Annotated in this window: 12 protein-coding genes; 5 read left to right on the forward strand and 7 right to left on the reverse strand. The window is 68.8% G+C overall.

Annotation, left to right across the window (positions count from 1 at the left end; all coding sequences use genetic code 11):
• Positions 1-64 precede the first annotated feature (64 nt).
• From DVH23_RS16695 to DVH23_RS16705, 3 genes are read right to left on the reverse strand one after another with little or no spacing between them, the layout of a single operon-like run.
• Positions 65-1,351: a cation:proton antiporter gene (locus DVH23_RS16695; RefSeq protein ID WP_114578563.1), complete on the reverse strand. Its 1,287-nt coding sequence runs from the start codon at positions 1,349-1,351 to the stop codon at positions 65-67.
• Positions 1,352-1,409: 58 nt separating this feature from the next.
• The gene (locus DVH23_RS16700) at positions 1,410-2,279 is read right to left on the reverse strand and encodes a universal stress protein (RefSeq protein WP_114578628.1); all 870 of its coding nucleotides are present in this window, start codon (positions 2,277-2,279) and stop codon (positions 1,410-1,412) included.
• A gap of 58 nt (positions 2,280-2,337) precedes the next feature.
• On the reverse strand, positions 2,338-3,714 hold the full coding sequence (locus DVH23_RS16705; RefSeq protein ID WP_114578564.1) for a hemolysin family protein: 1,377 nt from the start codon (positions 3,712-3,714) through the stop codon (positions 2,338-2,340).
• 280 nt (positions 3,715-3,994) lie between these two features.
• On the opposite strand from DVH23_RS16705, the gene DVH23_RS16710 reads away from it, so the two are divergent.
• The 5 genes from DVH23_RS16710 (at position 3,995) to DVH23_RS16730 (ending at position 9,638) form a co-directional block, all read left to right on the forward strand.
• Positions 3,995-5,467 carry a S8 family serine peptidase gene (locus DVH23_RS16710; RefSeq protein WP_114578565.1) on the forward strand — a complete coding sequence of 491 codons (1,473 nt, stop codon included), beginning with the start codon at positions 3,995-3,997 and terminating at the stop codon, positions 5,465-5,467.
• Positions 5,468-5,539: 72 nt separating this feature from the next.
• Positions 5,540-5,947: a VOC family protein gene (locus DVH23_RS16715; RefSeq protein WP_114578566.1), complete on the forward strand. Its 408-nt coding sequence runs from the start codon at positions 5,540-5,542 to the stop codon at positions 5,945-5,947.
• Between the two features lie 43 nt (positions 5,948-5,990).
• A complete protein-coding gene (gene rqcH / locus DVH23_RS16720; protein ID WP_114578567.1) occupies positions 5,991-8,147 on the forward strand; it encodes a ribosome rescue protein RqcH in 2,157 nt (718 codons plus the stop codon).
• A gap of 126 nt (positions 8,148-8,273) precedes the next feature.
• Positions 8,274-8,483, forward strand: a complete 210-nt coding sequence (locus tag DVH23_RS16725; RefSeq protein ID WP_114578568.1) for a hypothetical protein — start codon at positions 8,274-8,276, stop codon at positions 8,481-8,483.
• A 78-nt stretch (positions 8,484-8,561) separates the two neighbouring features.
• Positions 8,562-9,638 carry an mRNA surveillance protein pelota gene (locus DVH23_RS16730; protein ID WP_114578569.1) on the forward strand — a complete coding sequence of 359 codons (1,077 nt, stop codon included), beginning with the start codon at positions 8,562-8,564 and terminating at the stop codon, positions 9,636-9,638.
• 22 nt (positions 9,639-9,660) lie between these two features.
• Here the strand turns inward: DVH23_RS16730 and DVH23_RS16735 are convergent, their stop codons facing one another.
• From DVH23_RS16735 to DVH23_RS16750, 4 genes are all read right to left on the reverse strand, one after another.
• Positions 9,661-11,151, reverse strand: coding sequence for an aldehyde dehydrogenase family protein (locus tag DVH23_RS16735; RefSeq protein WP_114578570.1), 1,491 nt, complete (start codon positions 11,149-11,151; stop codon positions 9,661-9,663).
• 61 nt (positions 11,152-11,212) lie between these two features.
• On the reverse strand, positions 11,213-11,968 hold the full coding sequence (locus tag DVH23_RS16740; protein ID WP_114578571.1) for a TrmB family transcriptional regulator: 756 nt from the start codon (positions 11,966-11,968) through the stop codon (positions 11,213-11,215).
• Positions 11,965-15,663 (reverse strand): MMPL family transporter, encoded by a 3,699-nt coding sequence (locus DVH23_RS16745; RefSeq protein WP_114578572.1) that lies wholly within the window; start codon positions 15,661-15,663, stop codon positions 11,965-11,967. Before DVH23_RS16745 ends, DVH23_RS16740 begins: the two co-directional genes overlap by 4 nt.
• A gap of 216 nt (positions 15,664-15,879) precedes the next feature.
• Positions 15,880-16,614 (reverse strand): MBL fold metallo-hydrolase, encoded by a 735-nt coding sequence (locus DVH23_RS16750; RefSeq protein ID WP_114578573.1) that lies wholly within the window; start codon positions 16,612-16,614, stop codon positions 15,880-15,882.
• Positions 16,615-16,669 lie beyond the last annotated feature (55 nt).

Below are 16,669 nucleotides of genomic sequence, written 5' to 3' on the forward strand. Positions count from 1 at the left end.
GTTCACCCCGGCGAGCAAAACGGTTGTGGTCCCGATGCGGTTCCGGGGTGGTGTCGGGGACGGGTCATTCGCCGCCGAGGTCGGGTCGTCCGCCGTCGGACCGCTCGTTGCCGCGGTCGCGCCCGAGCGATCGGCCGTAGATCCGGGTCAGGGGCGTGGCGGTGAGCCCGTGGACCAGGACCGAGCCCGCGATCACGAGCGTCGCCGCGGGCCAGACGGTCCCGTCTCCGACCGTTCGGTGGGCGACCGTCGCGTAGTAGAGGGCGGCGATGCCGACGGGGCCGAACCAGGCCGCAAAGAGGTCGGCGCCCCGCCCCTCGATCGAGGGGACGAACCGCCGGAAGACGACGACCATCGGAAGCCGCCGACAGCAGAGCACGCCGGCGACGAGACCGACGCCGGCCGGCCCGAGCGCGACCCACGCCTCGACGGGGAGGACGGTGCCGAAGAGCACGAAGACGGGGAACGTAAACAGCCGGAGGACCGTCTCCTGGACCTGCTGTTCGTCTGCCCGGTCGCCCGCGTCGACGAACCGGTTGAACAGGAGGCCGGCGACGAACGCGGCGAGGATCCCCTCGCTGCCGACCAGTTTCGCACCCCCGAGGACGGCGAAGGTGAGCGCGACGGTGACGGTCAGTACCGAGGCCCGCTCGAGGAAGGCGCGCTTTCGGGACTCGCGTTCGATCCAGCCGGCGGCCGCGCCGACGGCGGCGCCGATGACAACGGCGCTGCCGACCTCCCAGAGCACCGTTCCGACGAGCCACTCCCGGAGCGCCCGTCCCGGCGCGTGTTCGACGAACAGGATCGGGGCGAAGACCAGCGGGTAGGCCAGCCCGTCGTTGGCGCCCGACTCGGCGGTGAGGACGTCCCGGATCGGCTCGGGGATGAACCGCTCTGCGGTGCCGCCGGTGACGATGGTGCCCGCGAGCACCGGATCGGTCGGGGTGACGATCGCGCCGATCAGCGCCGCGACCGGGAGCGAGACCGCCAGAAACAGGGAGGCGAGCGCGCTGCTGACGAGCCACATGGCAACCATCCCCGGGAGGAGGATCGCCGCCATCGCGGGGACGTGCTCGCGAATATACCCCGGAGGGAGCCTGAGCGCCGCACCCATGACCGCGAGGCCGACGGTGAGACGCGCGAACTGCTCGACAATGGGGAACGGATCGCCGAACGTCGAGAGCTCGAAGACACCCAGGCCGAGCGGACCGATCACGACGCCGAGGCCGACCGCGGCCATCGGCTCCGAGAGGACGTACACCTTCTCGTGGACCAGCCCGGCGACAAGGCTCAACGAGACGATCAACCCCCCGATCGCGAACAGGGCGACGTTGAACTCCGCGACGGACATCGACGGCACGGTCCCGCGCGGTCCCGTTAACGGTTCGGCTTTCGCAGTCGGGGAGGGGTCACTCCTCGCGGACCCGCGTCGTCAACACCGGGGCGGGGGAGGTCCGGACGACCCGGTCCGTGAAGCTCCCGAGCAGGTAGCGATCGAGCCCCGACCGGCCGTGGGTCCCCATCGCGACGAGGTCGATCCCGTCCTCGGCGTAGGCGACGACCTCGCGGGGGACCGACCCCGACTCGACGGCGGTGACGACGTCCTCGACGCCGGCCTCCCTGGCGATCGCCGCTGCCTCCTCTAGGTGTTCCTCGTAGTTTCGTTCGACGTCCTCCGAGAGTGCGACCGTGCCCGCGTCGATCGTCTCCGGGAGCTCGTCGACGATCGAGAGCAGGTGCAACGACGCCCCGTGGCGGGCGGCGACGGCGGCGCCGAGCTCGAGGGCGGCGCAGGCGTGCTCGCTCCCGTCGGTCGGCACGAGGATCGCCCCGTAGGGGTAGCTCCGGCGGGCGCCCTCGCCCGTTCGCACCGTCAGCACGGGGACCTCGCAGGCGTTGGCGACCCGCTCGGTCGTACTCCCCAGAAGGTACTCGCCGATCCCGTCGCGCCCGTGGGCGCCCATGACGACCATCGAGACGCCCTCCGTCGCGGCGTACTCGAGGATGACGTTGCGGGGCTGCCCCTGGATCACGCGGTCGTCGACGTCGACGCCGCGTCCGGCCGCGCGCTCTCTGGCCGCCTCGATGACCTCCTGGCCTTCCTCCTCGAGGACGTCCTCAACTTCGGCTCCGACCCGGACGAGGCTCGGCTCGTTCGTGTCCGCGACGTAGAGCGCATGGACGGTCGCGCCCGTGTCCGCGGCGATGTCGATGGCGTGCTCGAGTGCGGCGTCGGCCGGCTCGCTCCCATCGGTCGGGACGAGGATCGGCCCGTCCATCGGGTTCATGGCCGGGGGTTCTCCCTCCAGGGGCTTACCTCTGTGGCCTGAACCCGTCTCACTCGCCGTCGGCGTCTCTCCCTGCGACCGGGTCCCCGGCCTCGCCAGCATCCGCTCCGTCGGCGGGCTCGCCATCGGTCTCGCGGACGACGACCCGCTCGATCCGGGCGCCGTCGACGGCCTCGACCCGGAGTTCGTAGCCCTCGATCGCCACCCGGTCGCCGACCTCCGGCGCCCGGCCGAGCCGGGAGAGGACGAGCCCGCCGACGGTGCCGACCTCCTCGTCCTCGAAGCCGGCCTCGAGCTCCTCGTTGACCGTCGAGAGCGCGACGCCGCCGTCGATGGCGTAGCTCCCGTCTTCCCGCCGGTCGATCGAGGGCTCGCCGTCGGCGTCGAAGTCGTCTCTGATGTCGCCGACGACCGCCTCGACGACGTCCTCGACGGTTGCGATCCCCTCCAGGGCACCCCACTCGTCGATCACCGCCGCCATCTGGCGTTGTTCGCGCTGGAACTGGGCGAGCAGGTCGCCGACGCGGGCCGTCTCGGGGACGACGGGCATCTCCCGGGCGAGATCCCCCGCGGTCGCCTCGGCGTCCTCATCTAGGGCCCGGAGCACGTCCTTGACGTCGACGAAGCCGACCACCTGGTCGTCGTCGTCGGGATCGACGACCGGATACCGGGTGTGTTCGGCAGTCATGACCGTCTCGCGCAGCCCCGACAGCGGGAGGTCGGCCGGAACGGTCACGACGTCGGGACGAGGGACCATCACCTCCCGGATCGAGGCGTCGTCGAGTTCGAACACCCGCTCGATCATCTCGACTTCCTCGGCGTCGACGTGGCCCTCGGTGCCGGCGTGGGCGAGCACGGAGAGGATCTCCCTCTCGGAGAGCACCTCGTCGGTCTCGGAGGCCGGCGGAACGCCGATCAGCCGGGTGAAGAAGTTCGCCGTCCCGTTGAAGACGACGATCCCGGGGAGAAAGAGGTAGTAACAGAACTTCATCGGCACGGCGACCAGCAGGGCCACCCGCTCGGCCCGTGCGATGGCGATCGTCTTCGGGGCGAGTTCGCCGAAGACGACGTGCAGAAAGGTGATCGTGCCGAAGCCGATCGCGAACGCGACGAGATGGAGGAGCCCCTCGGGCAGGAGGGGACCGAGCACGGGCTCGACTAACGCCGCCACGGCGGGCTCGCCGATCCAACCCAGCCCCAGCGAGGAAATGGTGATTCCCAGCTGGGTCACCGCGAGGTAGTCGTCGAGGTTCTCGAGGGCCGCCTCGAGGGCGCCCGACCCCGGCCGGCCCTCCTCGACGAGTTGCTCGACGCTGGTCGCCCGGATGCGGACGTAGGCGAACTCCGAGGCCACGAAGAACCCGTTGAGGGCGACCAGGACGAGCGCGAGGAGGACCCGTCCCGCCGAGACCGCGACGTCTACCACGGGACCACCCGCGGCGCCGATTCCCCGAACCCGGCTCCGGTGCCGGCGTCCGGACGGGCCGTCGGGGGCGATTCCGCAAGTCTTCGACGGAGGCGCGCGCGACGATTGTCCATATCCCGTCTCCGAACGCCGGCCATTAGTAGCTACGGGGATCGGTCGCCGGCCGGTCGGCGAACTGCATAAAAGAGGCCTGAAAGATAAAGTATCCATTATCGACCAGCAAATACCAACTATGTCGTTTGGCGGAATATTTATCAATCAGTAGCTATCGGTTATTTCCATGGGAAACCATAGCCGACGACGATTCCTGCAGCTCACGGGCGCGACGGCCGGCGGACTCACGGTTGGCGTCGGATCGGCGTCTGCGAACTCCGGCGAGGAGGGACGATTCTTCATCGACCTGACGGAGGTCGACGAAAGCGAGGTCCCCGAGGACGTCGAGATTATCCACGACGTCTCCCAGATCGACCTGCTGGTCGCTCGCGGGGATCCCGGAACGGTCGGCGGCGCGAGCGCGACCCTGCCCGACATCGCGGTGGCCCAGCACGGCCCGGTCGCCGAACGGGACAAGGGCGGCCAGCCCGGCTTCGCGAGCGAGGAGCCGACCAACGGCGACCTCCAGTGGGACAAGCGCGCCCAGAACGTCGCCGACATCGACGAACACCCCGGCAAGGGCGGGCGGTACGTCCACGAGACGACCCGTGGGGAGGGAACCTCGATCGCGGTCATCGACAGCGGGGTCTACGACGGACACCCCGACCTCGCGGACGTCGTCGACGAAGAGCGCTCGGAGAACTTCACGACCGATGCCGACGACTGGCGGCCGAACGGCGCCGGCAACCACGGCACCCACGTCGCCGGCACCGTCGCCGCGACCAACGAGGGCGTCGGCGACGCTGGCGGCGTGACGGGAACGGCACCCGAGACCGACATCGTCGCCCTGCGCGTGTTCTCCGGCCAGGAGGGCGCTGGCGGGGACGTGATCGCCGCGATCATGGCGGCCGCCGACAGGGGCTGTGACGCGGCGAACCTGAGCCTCGGGATTCCGGCGGAGACGATCGCCGGCCTCCCGGAGTCAGTCGTCCAGCAGTACGTCGCCGTCTACACCGCTGCGGTCCAGTACGCCCGCAGCCAGGGCATGGTCGTCGTCAACTCCGCGGGCAACGCGGGCCTCGATCTCGATCCGGAGGAGACCTTCACGATCCCGACCGAGATCGACGGCGTCTTCGGCGTCTCCGCGACCGGCCCCATCGGCTTTCTCTGGGGCGACGGCCCGAACATGGCCCACAACGCACTCGCGCCGGGCCACCTCGAGGAGCCGACGACCGATCCCGCCTTCTACACGAACTACGGCGAGAGCGCGATCGACATCAGCGCTGCCGGCGGCGACCTCGATCAGGAAAGCGACGACGAGAACGCGGCCCGGGACCTCGTGCTCTCGACGGTCAACGTCGTCGGCGACGACGGCGAGGTCGAAGCCGGCTACGGCTGGAAGGCCGGCACCTCGATGGCCGCCCCGCAGGTTTCGGGTGCCGTCGCGCTGGTTCGGTCGCTGCAACCCGATGCCAGCGTCGAGGAGGTCGAGGACCTGCTCCGGGAGACCGCGGTCCAACAGGAGGCCGGGGAGAAGTACCACGGGGCGGGCCACCTCGATCTCGGTGCACTCGTGGACGCGGCGGGTGGCTCCGGCAACTCGGGCAACGGAAACGGCGCGGGCAACGGCGGCGGTCCCGGAAACGGCCGGGCTAACTGACGGATCGCTTCGGAGGCGGCCATCCCTGCCGCCGGGCGGGGGCTCTTGTGATTCGGCGAGGGACTCACCCTCATGCACGCGAGCGCCATCGACCACGCCAACCTCGGATTCCCAGCAGAGCGCCTGGACGAAGTCATCGAGTTCTACGTCGACCGCCTCGGCTTCGAGACGGGATTCGACGACCCGCACGCCGCGGTCCGGGACGACCCCGGACTGTTCGCGATCCACCTCGGGGACGCCGGAGACGGCCCCCGACTCTACGTCAATCCGGTCGAGGAGTTCTCGGGACCCGGGGACTACCGCCACCTCGCGCTCAGAATCGACGACTCCCCGGAGGCGGTCCGGAGCCGGCTCGAAGAGGCCGGCATAGGGATCGACTCGACGGCCGAGCGCGAGCGAGAGCCGGTCGGGAGCTACACCTCCTACTACGTCACCGATCCCTTCGGCTACACAGTCGAGTTGATGGCCGTCGGGGAGTAAGCGGGAACGACACGCCTTTTTGGCCGGACCGGACAGTGTGAGTATGGATCCGAAGCGGGAGCTCACCAGCGTCGACCTCGCGGCCCTCGTCCGGGAGCTGGGCGCGCACGAGGGCGCGAAGGTCGACAAGGCCTACCTCTACGGCGACGATTTGCTTCGGCTGAAGCTTCGCGATTTCGACCGCGGGCGGGTCGAACTCATCATCGAGGTCGGAGAGGTAAAGCGCACCCACACGGTCGCCCCCGAGCGGGTGCCCGACGCCCCCGGCCGACCGCCCCAGTTCGCGATGATGCTTCGCAACCGGCTGTCGGGCGCGGACTTCGCCGGCGTCGAACAGTTCGAGTTCGACCGCATCCTCGAGTTCGTCTTCGAGCGCGACGACGGGGTAACGAGAATCATCGTCGAACTGTTCGGCCAGGGCAACGTCGCGGTCACCGACGGCGAGTACGAAGTGATCGATTGTCTGGAGACCGTCCGCCTGGAGTCCCGGACCGTCGTCCCCGGCTCTCGCTACGAGTTCCCCGACTCGCGGCTCAACCCGCTTACGGTCTCGCGGGAGGGCTTCGACGCCCGGATGGACGAGTCCGACACCGACGTCGTCCGGACGCTCGCGACCCAGCTCAACTTCGGCGGCCTCTACGCCGAGGAGCTCTGTACCCGCGCGGGCGTCGAGAAGACCATGAACATCGCCGACGCGGGCGACGCCGAGTACGACGCCCTCTACGGCGCGATCGATCGGCTGGCGATCGACCTCCGGACGGGCAACGTCGATCCGCGCCTCTACTTCGAGGACGACGGTGGCGAAGACGCCAGCGACGAAGGGACGAGCGACGGTGACGAGGAGTCTCCCGAGCGGGTCGTCGACGCCACCCCCTTTCCCCTCGAAGAACACGAACGCGAGGGGCTGCCCGCCGAGGCCTACGACTCGTTTCTCTCCGCGCTCGACGACTACTTCCACCGGCTCGAACTCGGCGACGAGGCGGAATCCGATCCGACCGATACCCGCCCCGACTTCGAGGAGGAGATCGCCAAACACGAGCGGATCATCGACCAGCAGCAGGGCGCGATCGAGGGCTTCGAGGAGCAGGCCGAAGCCGAGCGCGAGCGCGCGGAGCTGCTGTACGCCCGCTACGGCCTCGTCGACGAGATCCTGACGACGGTCCGACGGGCCCGCGAGGAGGACACCCCCTGGAAGGAGATCGAAGCGCGCTTCGCCGAGGGCAGAGAGCGGGGGATCGACGCGGCCGAAGCGGTCGAAAGCGTCGACGGCGAGGCCGGGACCGTCACGGTCGAACTCGAGGACGAGCGGATCGAACTCGACGCGAGCGAGGGCGTCGAGCACAACGCCGACCGCCTCTACACCGAGGCAAAGCGCGTCGCCGAGAAAAAGGAGGGCGCGCTCGCGGCGATCGAGGACACCCGCGAGGATCTGGCGGCGGCGAAGCGTCGCCGCGAGGAATGGGAGGAACCCGACGAGGAGGAGGCCGACGACGAGGAGGACGAAGAGCGCGACTGGCTCTCGATGCCGTCGGTCCCGATCCGGGAGAACGAGGGCTGGTACGACCGGTTCCGGTGGTTCCACACGAGCGACGACTTCCTCGTGATCGGGGGGCGCAGTGCGGATCAAAACGAGGAGATCGTCAAGAAGTACGTCGATCCCGGCGACAAGGTGCTCCACACTCAGGCCCACGGCGGGCCAGTGACGGTGCTGAAGGCGACCGACCCGAGCGAGGCCGTCCGCGACGTCGACATCCCCGACTCGAGCATCGAGCAGGCCGCCCAGTTCGCGGTGTCGTACTCGTCGGTCTGGAAGGACGGCCGATTCGCCGGCGACGTCTACGTCGTCGACGCAGGCCAGATCTCGAAGACCCCCGAGAGCGGCGAGTACTTGGAGAAGGGCGGGTTCGCGGTCAGGGGCGACCGGCGCTACCTCGACGACACGCCGGTCGGGGTCTGCGTCGGAATCCAGTGTGAACCGTACACCCGCGTGGTCGGCGGTCCCCCCGAGGCGATCGAGGGGAAAGCGGAGACGACGATCGAGGTCGAACCGGGCCGGTTCGCCCAGGCCGACTGCGGGAAGCGGATCTACCGGGAGTTCCGCGAACGCTTCGAAGACGAGTCGTTCGTCCGCAAGGTCGCGAGCCCCGACCGGATCCAGCACTTCCTCCCGCCGGGCGGGAGCCGGATCGTCGAGGACTGACCGGGTCCGGCCTTCGCTGCGATCGTTCCCGCCCCCTCGTGTGCGCTATTCACACGCATACAGACCCGTGAAAGGAAATACTGATGCACCGCCCCCGGCTAGGTCGGGTCAGGTGACAACGGACAGATGACAACACTCCAGTCGGCGGTCCCCGTCTTCCTCGGGATCGACCTCACGATCGCGTTCACGACGCTCACCGTGATCGCGGGGCTGGCCTTCGTAGTGGTCATGGTGAGCTTCGCCTTCGGCGAGCACCTTCCCAACTCCTGGCCGCTCTCCTTCGATGACGACTACCTCGAGCGCGAGGCCGCCCTCGAGCCCTCCGACGACGACTGATCGGGAAAGCCGGTTTTCGGCGCCCGCGTCGCGAACACGGTCCGTCACGCACTTACGGTCACCCGGAGAACTACCGCTATGCAGGTACGAGACCGCGAGCGGATCGAGGGCGGCCGCGAGCGGGTGACGGTCGTCCCCGAGAGCATCGACGACCTCTGGCATCTGCAGTACGTCGTCGAGCCCGGCGACCGGGTCGCAGGCGATACGACCCGGCGAATTCAACGAAACGACGACCAGATGCGGGACACGGGGGGCGAGCGCGAGCCCATGTGGATCGCCATCGCCGTCGATACCGTCGAGTTCCACAAGTTCGCCAACCGGCTCCGGGTCGGCGGCGAGATCGTCGCCTGCTCCCGGGAGGACCAGCTGGGCGCCCACCACACCCTGAACGTCGAGGAACGCGACGAGCTCTCGATCGAGAAGCGGTTCAAACCCGACCAGTGGGAGCGCCTGGAGGAAGCAAGCGAGGCGACCGAAAACCCCGACGTCGCCATCGCCACCGTCGAGGAGGGCCAGGCCCACGTCCACACCGTCGCCCAGTACGGCACCGAGGAACGAGCAGCGATCACCGGTCCCACCGGAAAGGCCGCGTGGGGCGACGGCGCCCGCGAGCGCTCGGAGCTCTTCTCGGAACTCGCCGACGTCCTCCGGCGGATGGAGGTCGACGCGATCGTGCTGGCGGGGCCCGGGTTCACGAAACAGGACGCCCTCTCCTATCTCGAGGAGAACGACCCCGAGATCGCCGAACTGGTGACGACCGTCGACACCTCGGGGGTCGGCGACCGGGGCGTCCACGAGGTCCTCAAACGGGGTGCGGTCGCCGACGTCCAGCGCGACACCCGAATCGAGAGCGAAGCGGCGTACATCGACGACCTCACCGAGCGGATCGCGAGCGGGGCGAAGGCGGCCTACGGTCCCCAGCAGGTCCAGCAGGCCGCCGAGTTCGGCGCGATCGAGCGCCTGCTGATCGTCGACGAACGACTCCGCAAGGAACGAAGCTCGGAGGGCGACTGGGGGGTAGACGCCGACCGGCTGGTCGAGACCACCGAGCAGAAAGGCGGCGAAGTGACGGTGTTTTCCAGCGAGTTCCCGCCGGGCCAACAGCTCTCGAACCTCGGTGGCGTGGCCGCGCTGTTGCGCTATCGGCTGGAGTAGCCGGCGGAGAGTCGGGTGAGCCTCAGAAGGGGTACTCCCGCTTCTCGTGCTGGAGGGAGATCCACTTCGTCTCGGTCATCTCGTCCATGATCTCCGTGGCGTTGTAGGTGCCGACGCCGGAGGTTTTCGTCCCGCTGAAGGGGACGTGGGCCTCGTCGTTGATCGGCTGGTCGTTGACGTGAACGTTGCCCGTGTCCATGCGTTCGGCGATCTCCAGGCCGGTACCGACGTCGCCGGCGTGGACCGACCCCGAGAGGCCGTGTTCGACGGCGTCGTGGAGCGAGATCGCCTCGTCGACGCTCGAGAAGGGAATCACCGGCGCGATCGGCCCGAAGTGTTCGTTGCAGGCGGCGGCCATCCCGTTTTCGACGCCCGAGAGCACGGTCGGCGCGACGAGCAGCGAGTCCTCGACGCCCTCCATCTCGACGGTCTCGCCGCCGGTCTCGAGGGTTGCACCCGCCTCGACGGTCTCCTCGACGTAGCCGAGCATCTCGTCGCGCTGGCTCTCGTCGATGATCGGCGCGACGATCGTGTCCCCGTCGTGGGCGCTTCCCACGGGGAGGGACTCGGCGCGCTCCGTGAGCCGGGAGACGTACTCGTCGTAGATCGACTCGTGGACGAGGTGGCGGTTGATCGAGATGCAGACCTGGCCCTGGTGGACGAACGAGCCGAAGACGGCCGAATCGACGGCGGCCTCGAGGTCCGCGTCGTCGGTGACGATGTGGGCGTTGTTGCCCCCGAGTTCCATCGCGGCGACCGAGAGGTTCTCGCCGGCTTTGGCGGCGACGTCCCTCCCGACAGGCGTCGAGCCGGTAAAGGAGACGACGTCACTCTCTGGATGGTCGACCACTGCGTCGCCGATCTCGGAGCCGCTGCCGGTGACGACGTTTATGAGGCCCTCGGGCAGTCCCGCCTCCTCGTACAGTTTCGCCATCAGAAGTCCGCCCGTGATCGGCGTGTTCGAGGCGGGCTTGAGGACGACGGCGTTGCCCGTCGAGATCGCGGGCGCGATCGCCCGCCCCGAGAGGTTCAGTGGGAAGTTCCACGGCGAGATGACGGTGACGACGCCCTGGGGCTCCCGACGGACGAGGTTCTCCTTGCCGGGGACGTTCGACGCCGCGAACTCGCCACCCATCTGGCGGGGCAACGTCGCGGCCTGGGTCGCCTGGTCGGTCGCGATCTCGACCGACGTCTCGCCCATGATACGGGAGCCGCCGGCCTCGTGGGCCAGCAGATCGACGATCTCGTCCTCATACGCCTGGAGGGCCTCGGCGAAGTTCCGGGCGACCCGCTCGCGTTCGGCCGGCGGCGCCTCCTGCCACTCCGCCTGGGCGTCGGCGGCGGCCTCGTAGGCGGCGTCGACGTCCGCCTCGGTCGCCGCCGGTACCCGCGCGACCTCCTCGCGGGTCGAGGGGTCGAGGACCGGTATCTCGTCGTCGCCCGCCGAGTCGGTCCACTCGCCGCCGATGGAGAGGCGGTTCCAGTCGGCCTCGATCGAGAGTTCGGGTGCCATCGTCCGCGATAGGCCCCCGCCGTCCAAAAGCCGCCGGCGGGCACTCGCGGGCTCGAGTTACCTACCCCATCGGCGCCTCGGTGTTGGCCTCGACCAGCCGGATCAACACCGAGGCGAACAGCGAGCCCGCACTCCAGATCGCGGTCTCGCCGCCGTCCGCATCGACGACGCTCAACAGGACGCTGTCGTCGTCGACGATCACGATCCGCCCCGAGACCTCGTCGTCGGCGCGGTCGTCGGCCGGCGGGATCGTCGCGACGCCGTCGAACTCCTCGACCCGATCACGGATCGCCGACGACCGGCTGATCACCGTCACCTCGACGCCCTCGGCGGCCAACTCCTCGAGAACCCCTCCGATCTCTCCGGCCAGCTGGTCGGCTCTACGGACCCCGAAGACGACCCGCTCGTCGGCCCCCGAGAGGACGTCGAAGACCCGGTCGTCGATCCGATCGCGCCCCCGGACCGTCCAGATGTCCTCCTGGCGCTCCTCGGTGTCGGACTCCTCGCGGACCCCCTCGACGTACTCGAAGGCCCGTTCTTGCTCGCTCTCGAAGCGGGCCCGGAGGGTCTCTCTGGCCTCCTCGATGCCGACCGGTCGGTAGCGGATCGGGGTCGACTGCTGGACCTCGAGCAACCCCCTGTCCTCCAAGCTCTCGGCGACGCTGTAGACCTGCGATCGGGGGACGTCGGCGACCCGGGCGACGTCGCGGGCGGTACCCGAACCGAGGCGCTGGAGCGCGATGAACACTTTCGCCTCGTAGCTGGTCAGCCCGAGGCGCTCGAAGGCGCCGACCGCCTCGCTCTCCCCGGCCATCAGTCCTCGGCCTCCGCTCGCTCCCCGCCGTCGGCGGCCGCGGCGGTCGCTTCCGCGTCGGCGTCGAAGGCGACGTCCGGTCCGAAGTACCGCGTCCAGACCACCAGCAGGCTCGGGAGAACCACGACACTCGCGAGGAAGGCGTACGTGATCGTCAGCGCGGTGATGATCCCGAACTGCTGGAGCGCGGGCAGGATTGCGAAGGCGAGCACGCCGAAGCCGCCGACGGTCGTCGCCGCGCTGCCCAGCAGGGCCCCGCCCGTCCCGGTCACGGTCGTCCGCATCGCCGACCAGACGTTGCCCGTGCGCTCGAGCTCAAGGGTGTAGCGGGCGCTGACGTGGATGCTGTAGGCGACCCCGAGCCCGACCGTGAGGCTCGTGATCATCCCCGTCAGGACGTTGAAGGGCATCCCGATGAGGTACATCGTGCCGAGGATCCAGCTCACCGAAAAGGCGACCGGGAGCAAGGTGATGGCCCCCAGCGTCGCCCCGTTGCCCGTCAGCCAGTAGGCGACGGTGAGGAAGACGAAGACGGCCACGAGCGTGATCGTCAGACTCTCTAAGACCGTATCGAGCAGGTCCTGTTCGACGAGGTAGCTGACGATCGGGTTGCCGGTCGCGATGACCTCCCACTCGCCGTCGATGCCGTCGGCGATCGCCCGGGTCTCGCTCGTGACGTCCCCGAAGGCGGCGTCGCCCTGGACGCCGACGATCATCCGGACGGCCTCGTACTCGCCGTCGTCGGTCCGGTAGACGACGTTGCTCGCGGCGGTCTCGTCGACCTCGAACAGCTGGTCGTACAGCGCCTCGACGTTCTCGTCGGGGACGCCGTCGCCGTCGGTGTCGGCGGCGCTAAAGGACTCGTTGAACGACTCGTTCTCGCTTGCGGCGGTCTCCATCACCGACAGCGGGCTCGTGACGTCGGCCTCGCCGGTCGGTCCGACGTAGGCGATGTCGCTGTCGGCGGCGTCGGCCGTCGCTCGATCGATCTCCGCTAACGTCCCGTCGTCGGTCACCGGCCCGCGTATCAGGATCTGGCTCTGTGAGTCCTCGCGCTGGAAGTTCTCGTTGACGAACTCGAGGTCGTCTTTGGCCTCGTACTCGCCGGGCGCGAGCGGGCCGAGGTTCTCGGTCCACTCGGGCGGGCTCTCCGCGAGGAAGTCCTCCTGCTGGAAGCTGGTGTCGACCTGGGTCGCGCCGTAGACCCCGCCGGCCGACAGCAGGAGGACGGCGACGATGACGGCCAGGGGCGCCTTCCGTGCGGCGGTCGCGCCGACGGTCAACACCCGGCTGAAGGCGCCACCGCCGGTCCCGAACGCACGCTTGCGCCGGTCGAACCCGCGGGATTCGAGCAGGGCGTCGATCTCGACTTTCGCGGCCGGGACGAGCGCGCCGAAGACGATCAGCGCCGCGAGGATCCCGAACGCGCTGACGATGCCGAACTCCTGGATCGGGCCGATCGGGCTGACGAGGTTCGAGAGGAAGCCGATGACAGTCGTCGCGGTCACCCAGACCAGGGCGACGCCGACGCCTCCAAGAGCGATTCTCATCGAGCCGCGGACGCCGCTCTCGTCCTCGACGCCCTCCTCGCGCTGTTCGCGGTGGCGCATGAAGACGTGGATCGCGTAGTCGATCGAGAGCCCGATCAGGAGTACGGGGACGGCGATCATCATCTGGTTGAACGAGATCCCGGCCCAGCCCATGAAGCCGAACGTCCAGATCAACACCGCGAGGATCCCGCCGACACCCAGTACGATGTCGATCGGATCCCGGTAGGCGATCACGAGCGCGACGACGACGAACAACAGGGCAAGCGGGCCAACGATCGCCAAGCTGTCGCCCATCGAGTTGTTGATCTCCTCGTTGATGATCCCGGCGCCGAAGACGGCGTACTCGTTGCCCTCCTGGCCGTCCGCGAGCTCGCGCATCTCGAGCTGGGCGTCCATCGCGTCGCTGTCACCGCCGCCCATCCCCCCCTGGGCTCCGCCCGCCTCGCTCACCTGGGTGACGAAGATCATCCGGGCGTCCGCCGAGGTGGTGCCGGGCTCGTAGTCGGTCGGCATCAAGTCGAGGGCCGGACTCCCGCCCTCGCCCTCCGAGAGGACCGTGGTGAGGTTCTCCTCGAACTCCGACTCGGAGAGGCCCTCGACCGCCTCGATCTGTTCGTCGAGCGTCGGCGTCCCGCCCTCCTGGAGGGCTTCCCGTTCGTCCCGGAGCTCCTGGCCGCGTTCCTCGAGTTCGGCGCTGTCGTTTTCGAGCGCGGCTTGTTCATCCTGGAGTTCCTGACCGCGCTCCTCGAGTTCGCCGCTGTCGTTTTCGAGCGCCGCCCGTTCGTCTTGGAGCGCTTGGCCGCGTTCCTCGAGTTCGGCACTGTCGTTTTCGAGTGCGGCCTGTTCGTCCTGGAGCGCTTGGCCGCGTTCCTCGAGTTCCTGGCCGCGCTCCTCGAGTTCCTGACCGCGCTCCTCGAGGCCCGCGAGCTCGTCGGCTAGCACGCCGGCGGTCCCCGCCTCGTAGGCGCTCGCGAGTTCGGATTCGATGGCGACGAGGTCGGACGTCGTCGTCCGGACCTCCGTCGCGCTCACGACGAACGTCGCGGTCCCGGCCGGACCGAGGTCCGCGGTCGCGTTCGTCCAGACCGCACCGATCTCCTCCTCTAACACGGCCCGTTCGGCCTCGTCGTCGGTCGCCTCGATCGAACGCTGGAGCTGGGCGGTCTCGTTCAGTGCCGCCTCGAGTTCGGCCTGGGTCCCGGGGTCGTCGGTGACGCCGGTTCCGGCCGCGTAGGCGCCTGCGAGGGCGGTTTCGTTTTCGACCCGGTCGCTCGTCAGGGACCGGACCTCGCCCGCGGCGGCCTCGAATCGCTCGGCCTGCTGGGGTTCGAGGTCGGCGGTCGTCTCGGCCCACAGTTCGTCGATCTCGGTCTCGATCGCCGCGCGCTCCCCGTCGCTTTCGGCCTGCTCGTAGGCGGCCTGGAGCCGAGCGGTCTCGTTTAGCGCCGCCTCCTGGGCGGCGAGCTGAGCCTCGACGCGCTCGCGCTCTTCCTGGAGCGCCTGGCTGTCGTTTTCGAGTTCGGCCCGGTCCTCCTCGAGCGCCTGGCCGCGTTCCTCGAGTTCCTGGCCGCGCTCTTCGAGTTCGGCCGTGTCGTTTTCGAGCTGCTGGCCACGTTCCTCGAGTTCCTGGCCGCGCTCTTCGAGTTCGGCCGTGTCGTTTTCGAACTGCTGGCCACGTTCCTCGAGTTCCTGGCCGCGCTCCTCGAGTTCGGCGCTGTCGTTTTCGAGCTCTTGAGCACGTTCGGCGAGTTCCTGGCCGGCCTCGGTTTGGATCGCCGCGATGCCGAGGGCGTTCCCGACCCCGAAGGTCGACCGTTCCTCGTCGAGGGTCGCGTTGATCGACTCGTTGTCCCGGAGCGTCCGCTGGAGGGCAAGCGAGTCGAGCAGCGACTCCTGGGTGAGGACGTTCTCGCCTCTGACGATCAGCTGCACCGTCGTCGTGTTCTCCTGTTCGCCGGACGTGAAGTTCTCGTTTGCGTACTCGACGGCCTGGGCTTCCGCCGAGTCGGTCTCGAACTGACTGAGCGAGGAGTCGTCGTCGATCATCGGCGCGCCCGCGCCGATCAGGACCGTCGCCAGCAACAGAACGGCCAGCACCGCCTTGCTGTGGCTCGTTACGACGCTTGCGATGCGTTCGGGCGTGCTCATCCGACCACCGGAGCAGAGGGGAGCATCTGTTGGTAGGATCCTACAAACGGACGCCCATATACTTGTTGTTATCGCGCTACTAACAGTCCTGCCGTCCCGGCTGTGGCCGCTCCTTCCGGCGGTTCAGTGCCGGAGTCACCGGGTCGATTGTGGTCATTTCCCGGTGATGGACGACCGGGTCCGGCGATCACCGGCGTATCGGTACAGCCGACTCCATCAGTCGATCGAGACCGTTTTCAGGTCCTCGGCGAACCGGACGTCGCCGTCGTAGTGGGCGCCGATCGACTCGAGCATCTCCTCGTGGCGGCCGTCGGTGTGCGGGTAGAGGTGGGTGAGGTAGACCCGACCGAGCTCGGCCCCCGAGAGCTCCCGTCCCAGGCGTTCGGGCGTCGGGTGGTTCGAGACGTCCACGTCGTCCGGGAACGAACAGTCGTGGGCGAGGATCGCCGACCCCTCGGCGAAGTTGACCAGTCCCGCGAACGCCTCGCTGTCGGCCCCGAACGTGAACCGGTCGTCGAACCGGTAGGCCAGACAGCGAAGGGAGTGGCGGGTCTCGTAGGCCGCGACGTCGAAGCCGGCGACCTCGAACTCGCCGGGAACGACCTCGCGGACCTGGAGCTCGAGTTTGTCCTGCATGTACTCGTGGACCGAGAGAAGGCCGTCGACCAGGGCCTTGGTGCCCTGGGGGCCGACCACTTCCAAGCGTTCCTCGCCGGCGAGCCACCGCGCTTTCATCAGCGGGAGCAAGTCGGCGACGTGATCGAGATGGTGGTGGGTAAGAAGCACCGTTGAGACCGACTCGTAGCCGACGCCCGACTGCTGGAGGCGGTGGAGCACGCCCGACCCGCAGTCGACCAGCAGCGTCCGGCCCTCCTCCTGTACCAGGATTCCGGTCTGGAACCGCTCGCCCGTCGGCATCGCGCTCCCGGTCCCGAGGAAGGTGACCTTCATGGGCGACAGTGGGGCTGGCCGGCGCAAAAGGGTGGTGCCCGTCCACCGTCTCCAC

The sequence above is a fragment of the Saliphagus sp. LR7 genome, assembly GCF_003344565.1.
Lineage (GTDB): Archaea > Halobacteriota > Halobacteria > Halobacteriales > Natrialbaceae > Saliphagus > Saliphagus infecundisoli.

Bases quoted from the DNA above. Each gene is read 5' to 3' on its own strand.
- rqcH (WP_114578567.1), top strand. From the start codon at position 5,991: ATGGATCCGAAGCGGGAGCTCACCAGCGTCGACCTCGCGGCCCTCGTC.
- DVH23_RS16695 (WP_114578563.1), bottom strand. From the start codon at position 1,351: ATGTCCGTCGCGGAGTTCAACGTCGCCCTGTTCGCGATCGGGGGGTTG.
- DVH23_RS16735 (WP_114578570.1), bottom strand. From the start codon at position 11,151: ATGGCACCCGAACTCTCGATCGAGGCCGACTGGAACCGCCTCTCCATC.
- DVH23_RS16725 (WP_114578568.1), top strand. From the start codon at position 8,274: ATGACAACACTCCAGTCGGCGGTCCCCGTCTTCCTCGGGATCGACCTC.
- DVH23_RS16710 (WP_114578565.1), top strand. From the start codon at position 3,995: ATGGGAAACCATAGCCGACGACGATTCCTGCAGCTCACGGGCGCGACG.
- DVH23_RS16730 (WP_114578569.1), top strand. From the start codon at position 8,562: ATGCAGGTACGAGACCGCGAGCGGATCGAGGGCGGCCGCGAGCGGGTG.
- DVH23_RS16700 (WP_114578628.1), bottom strand. From the start codon at position 2,279: ATGGACGGGCCGATCCTCGTCCCGACCGATGGGAGCGAGCCGGCCGAC.
- DVH23_RS16715 (WP_114578566.1), top strand. From the start codon at position 5,540: ATGCACGCGAGCGCCATCGACCACGCCAACCTCGGATTCCCAGCAGAG.
- DVH23_RS16750 (WP_114578573.1), bottom strand. From the start codon at position 16,614: ATGAAGGTCACCTTCCTCGGGACCGGGAGCGCGATGCCGACGGGCGAG.
- DVH23_RS16745 (WP_114578572.1), bottom strand. From the start codon at position 15,663: ATGAGCACGCCCGAACGCATCGCAAGCGTCGTAACGAGCCACAGCAAG.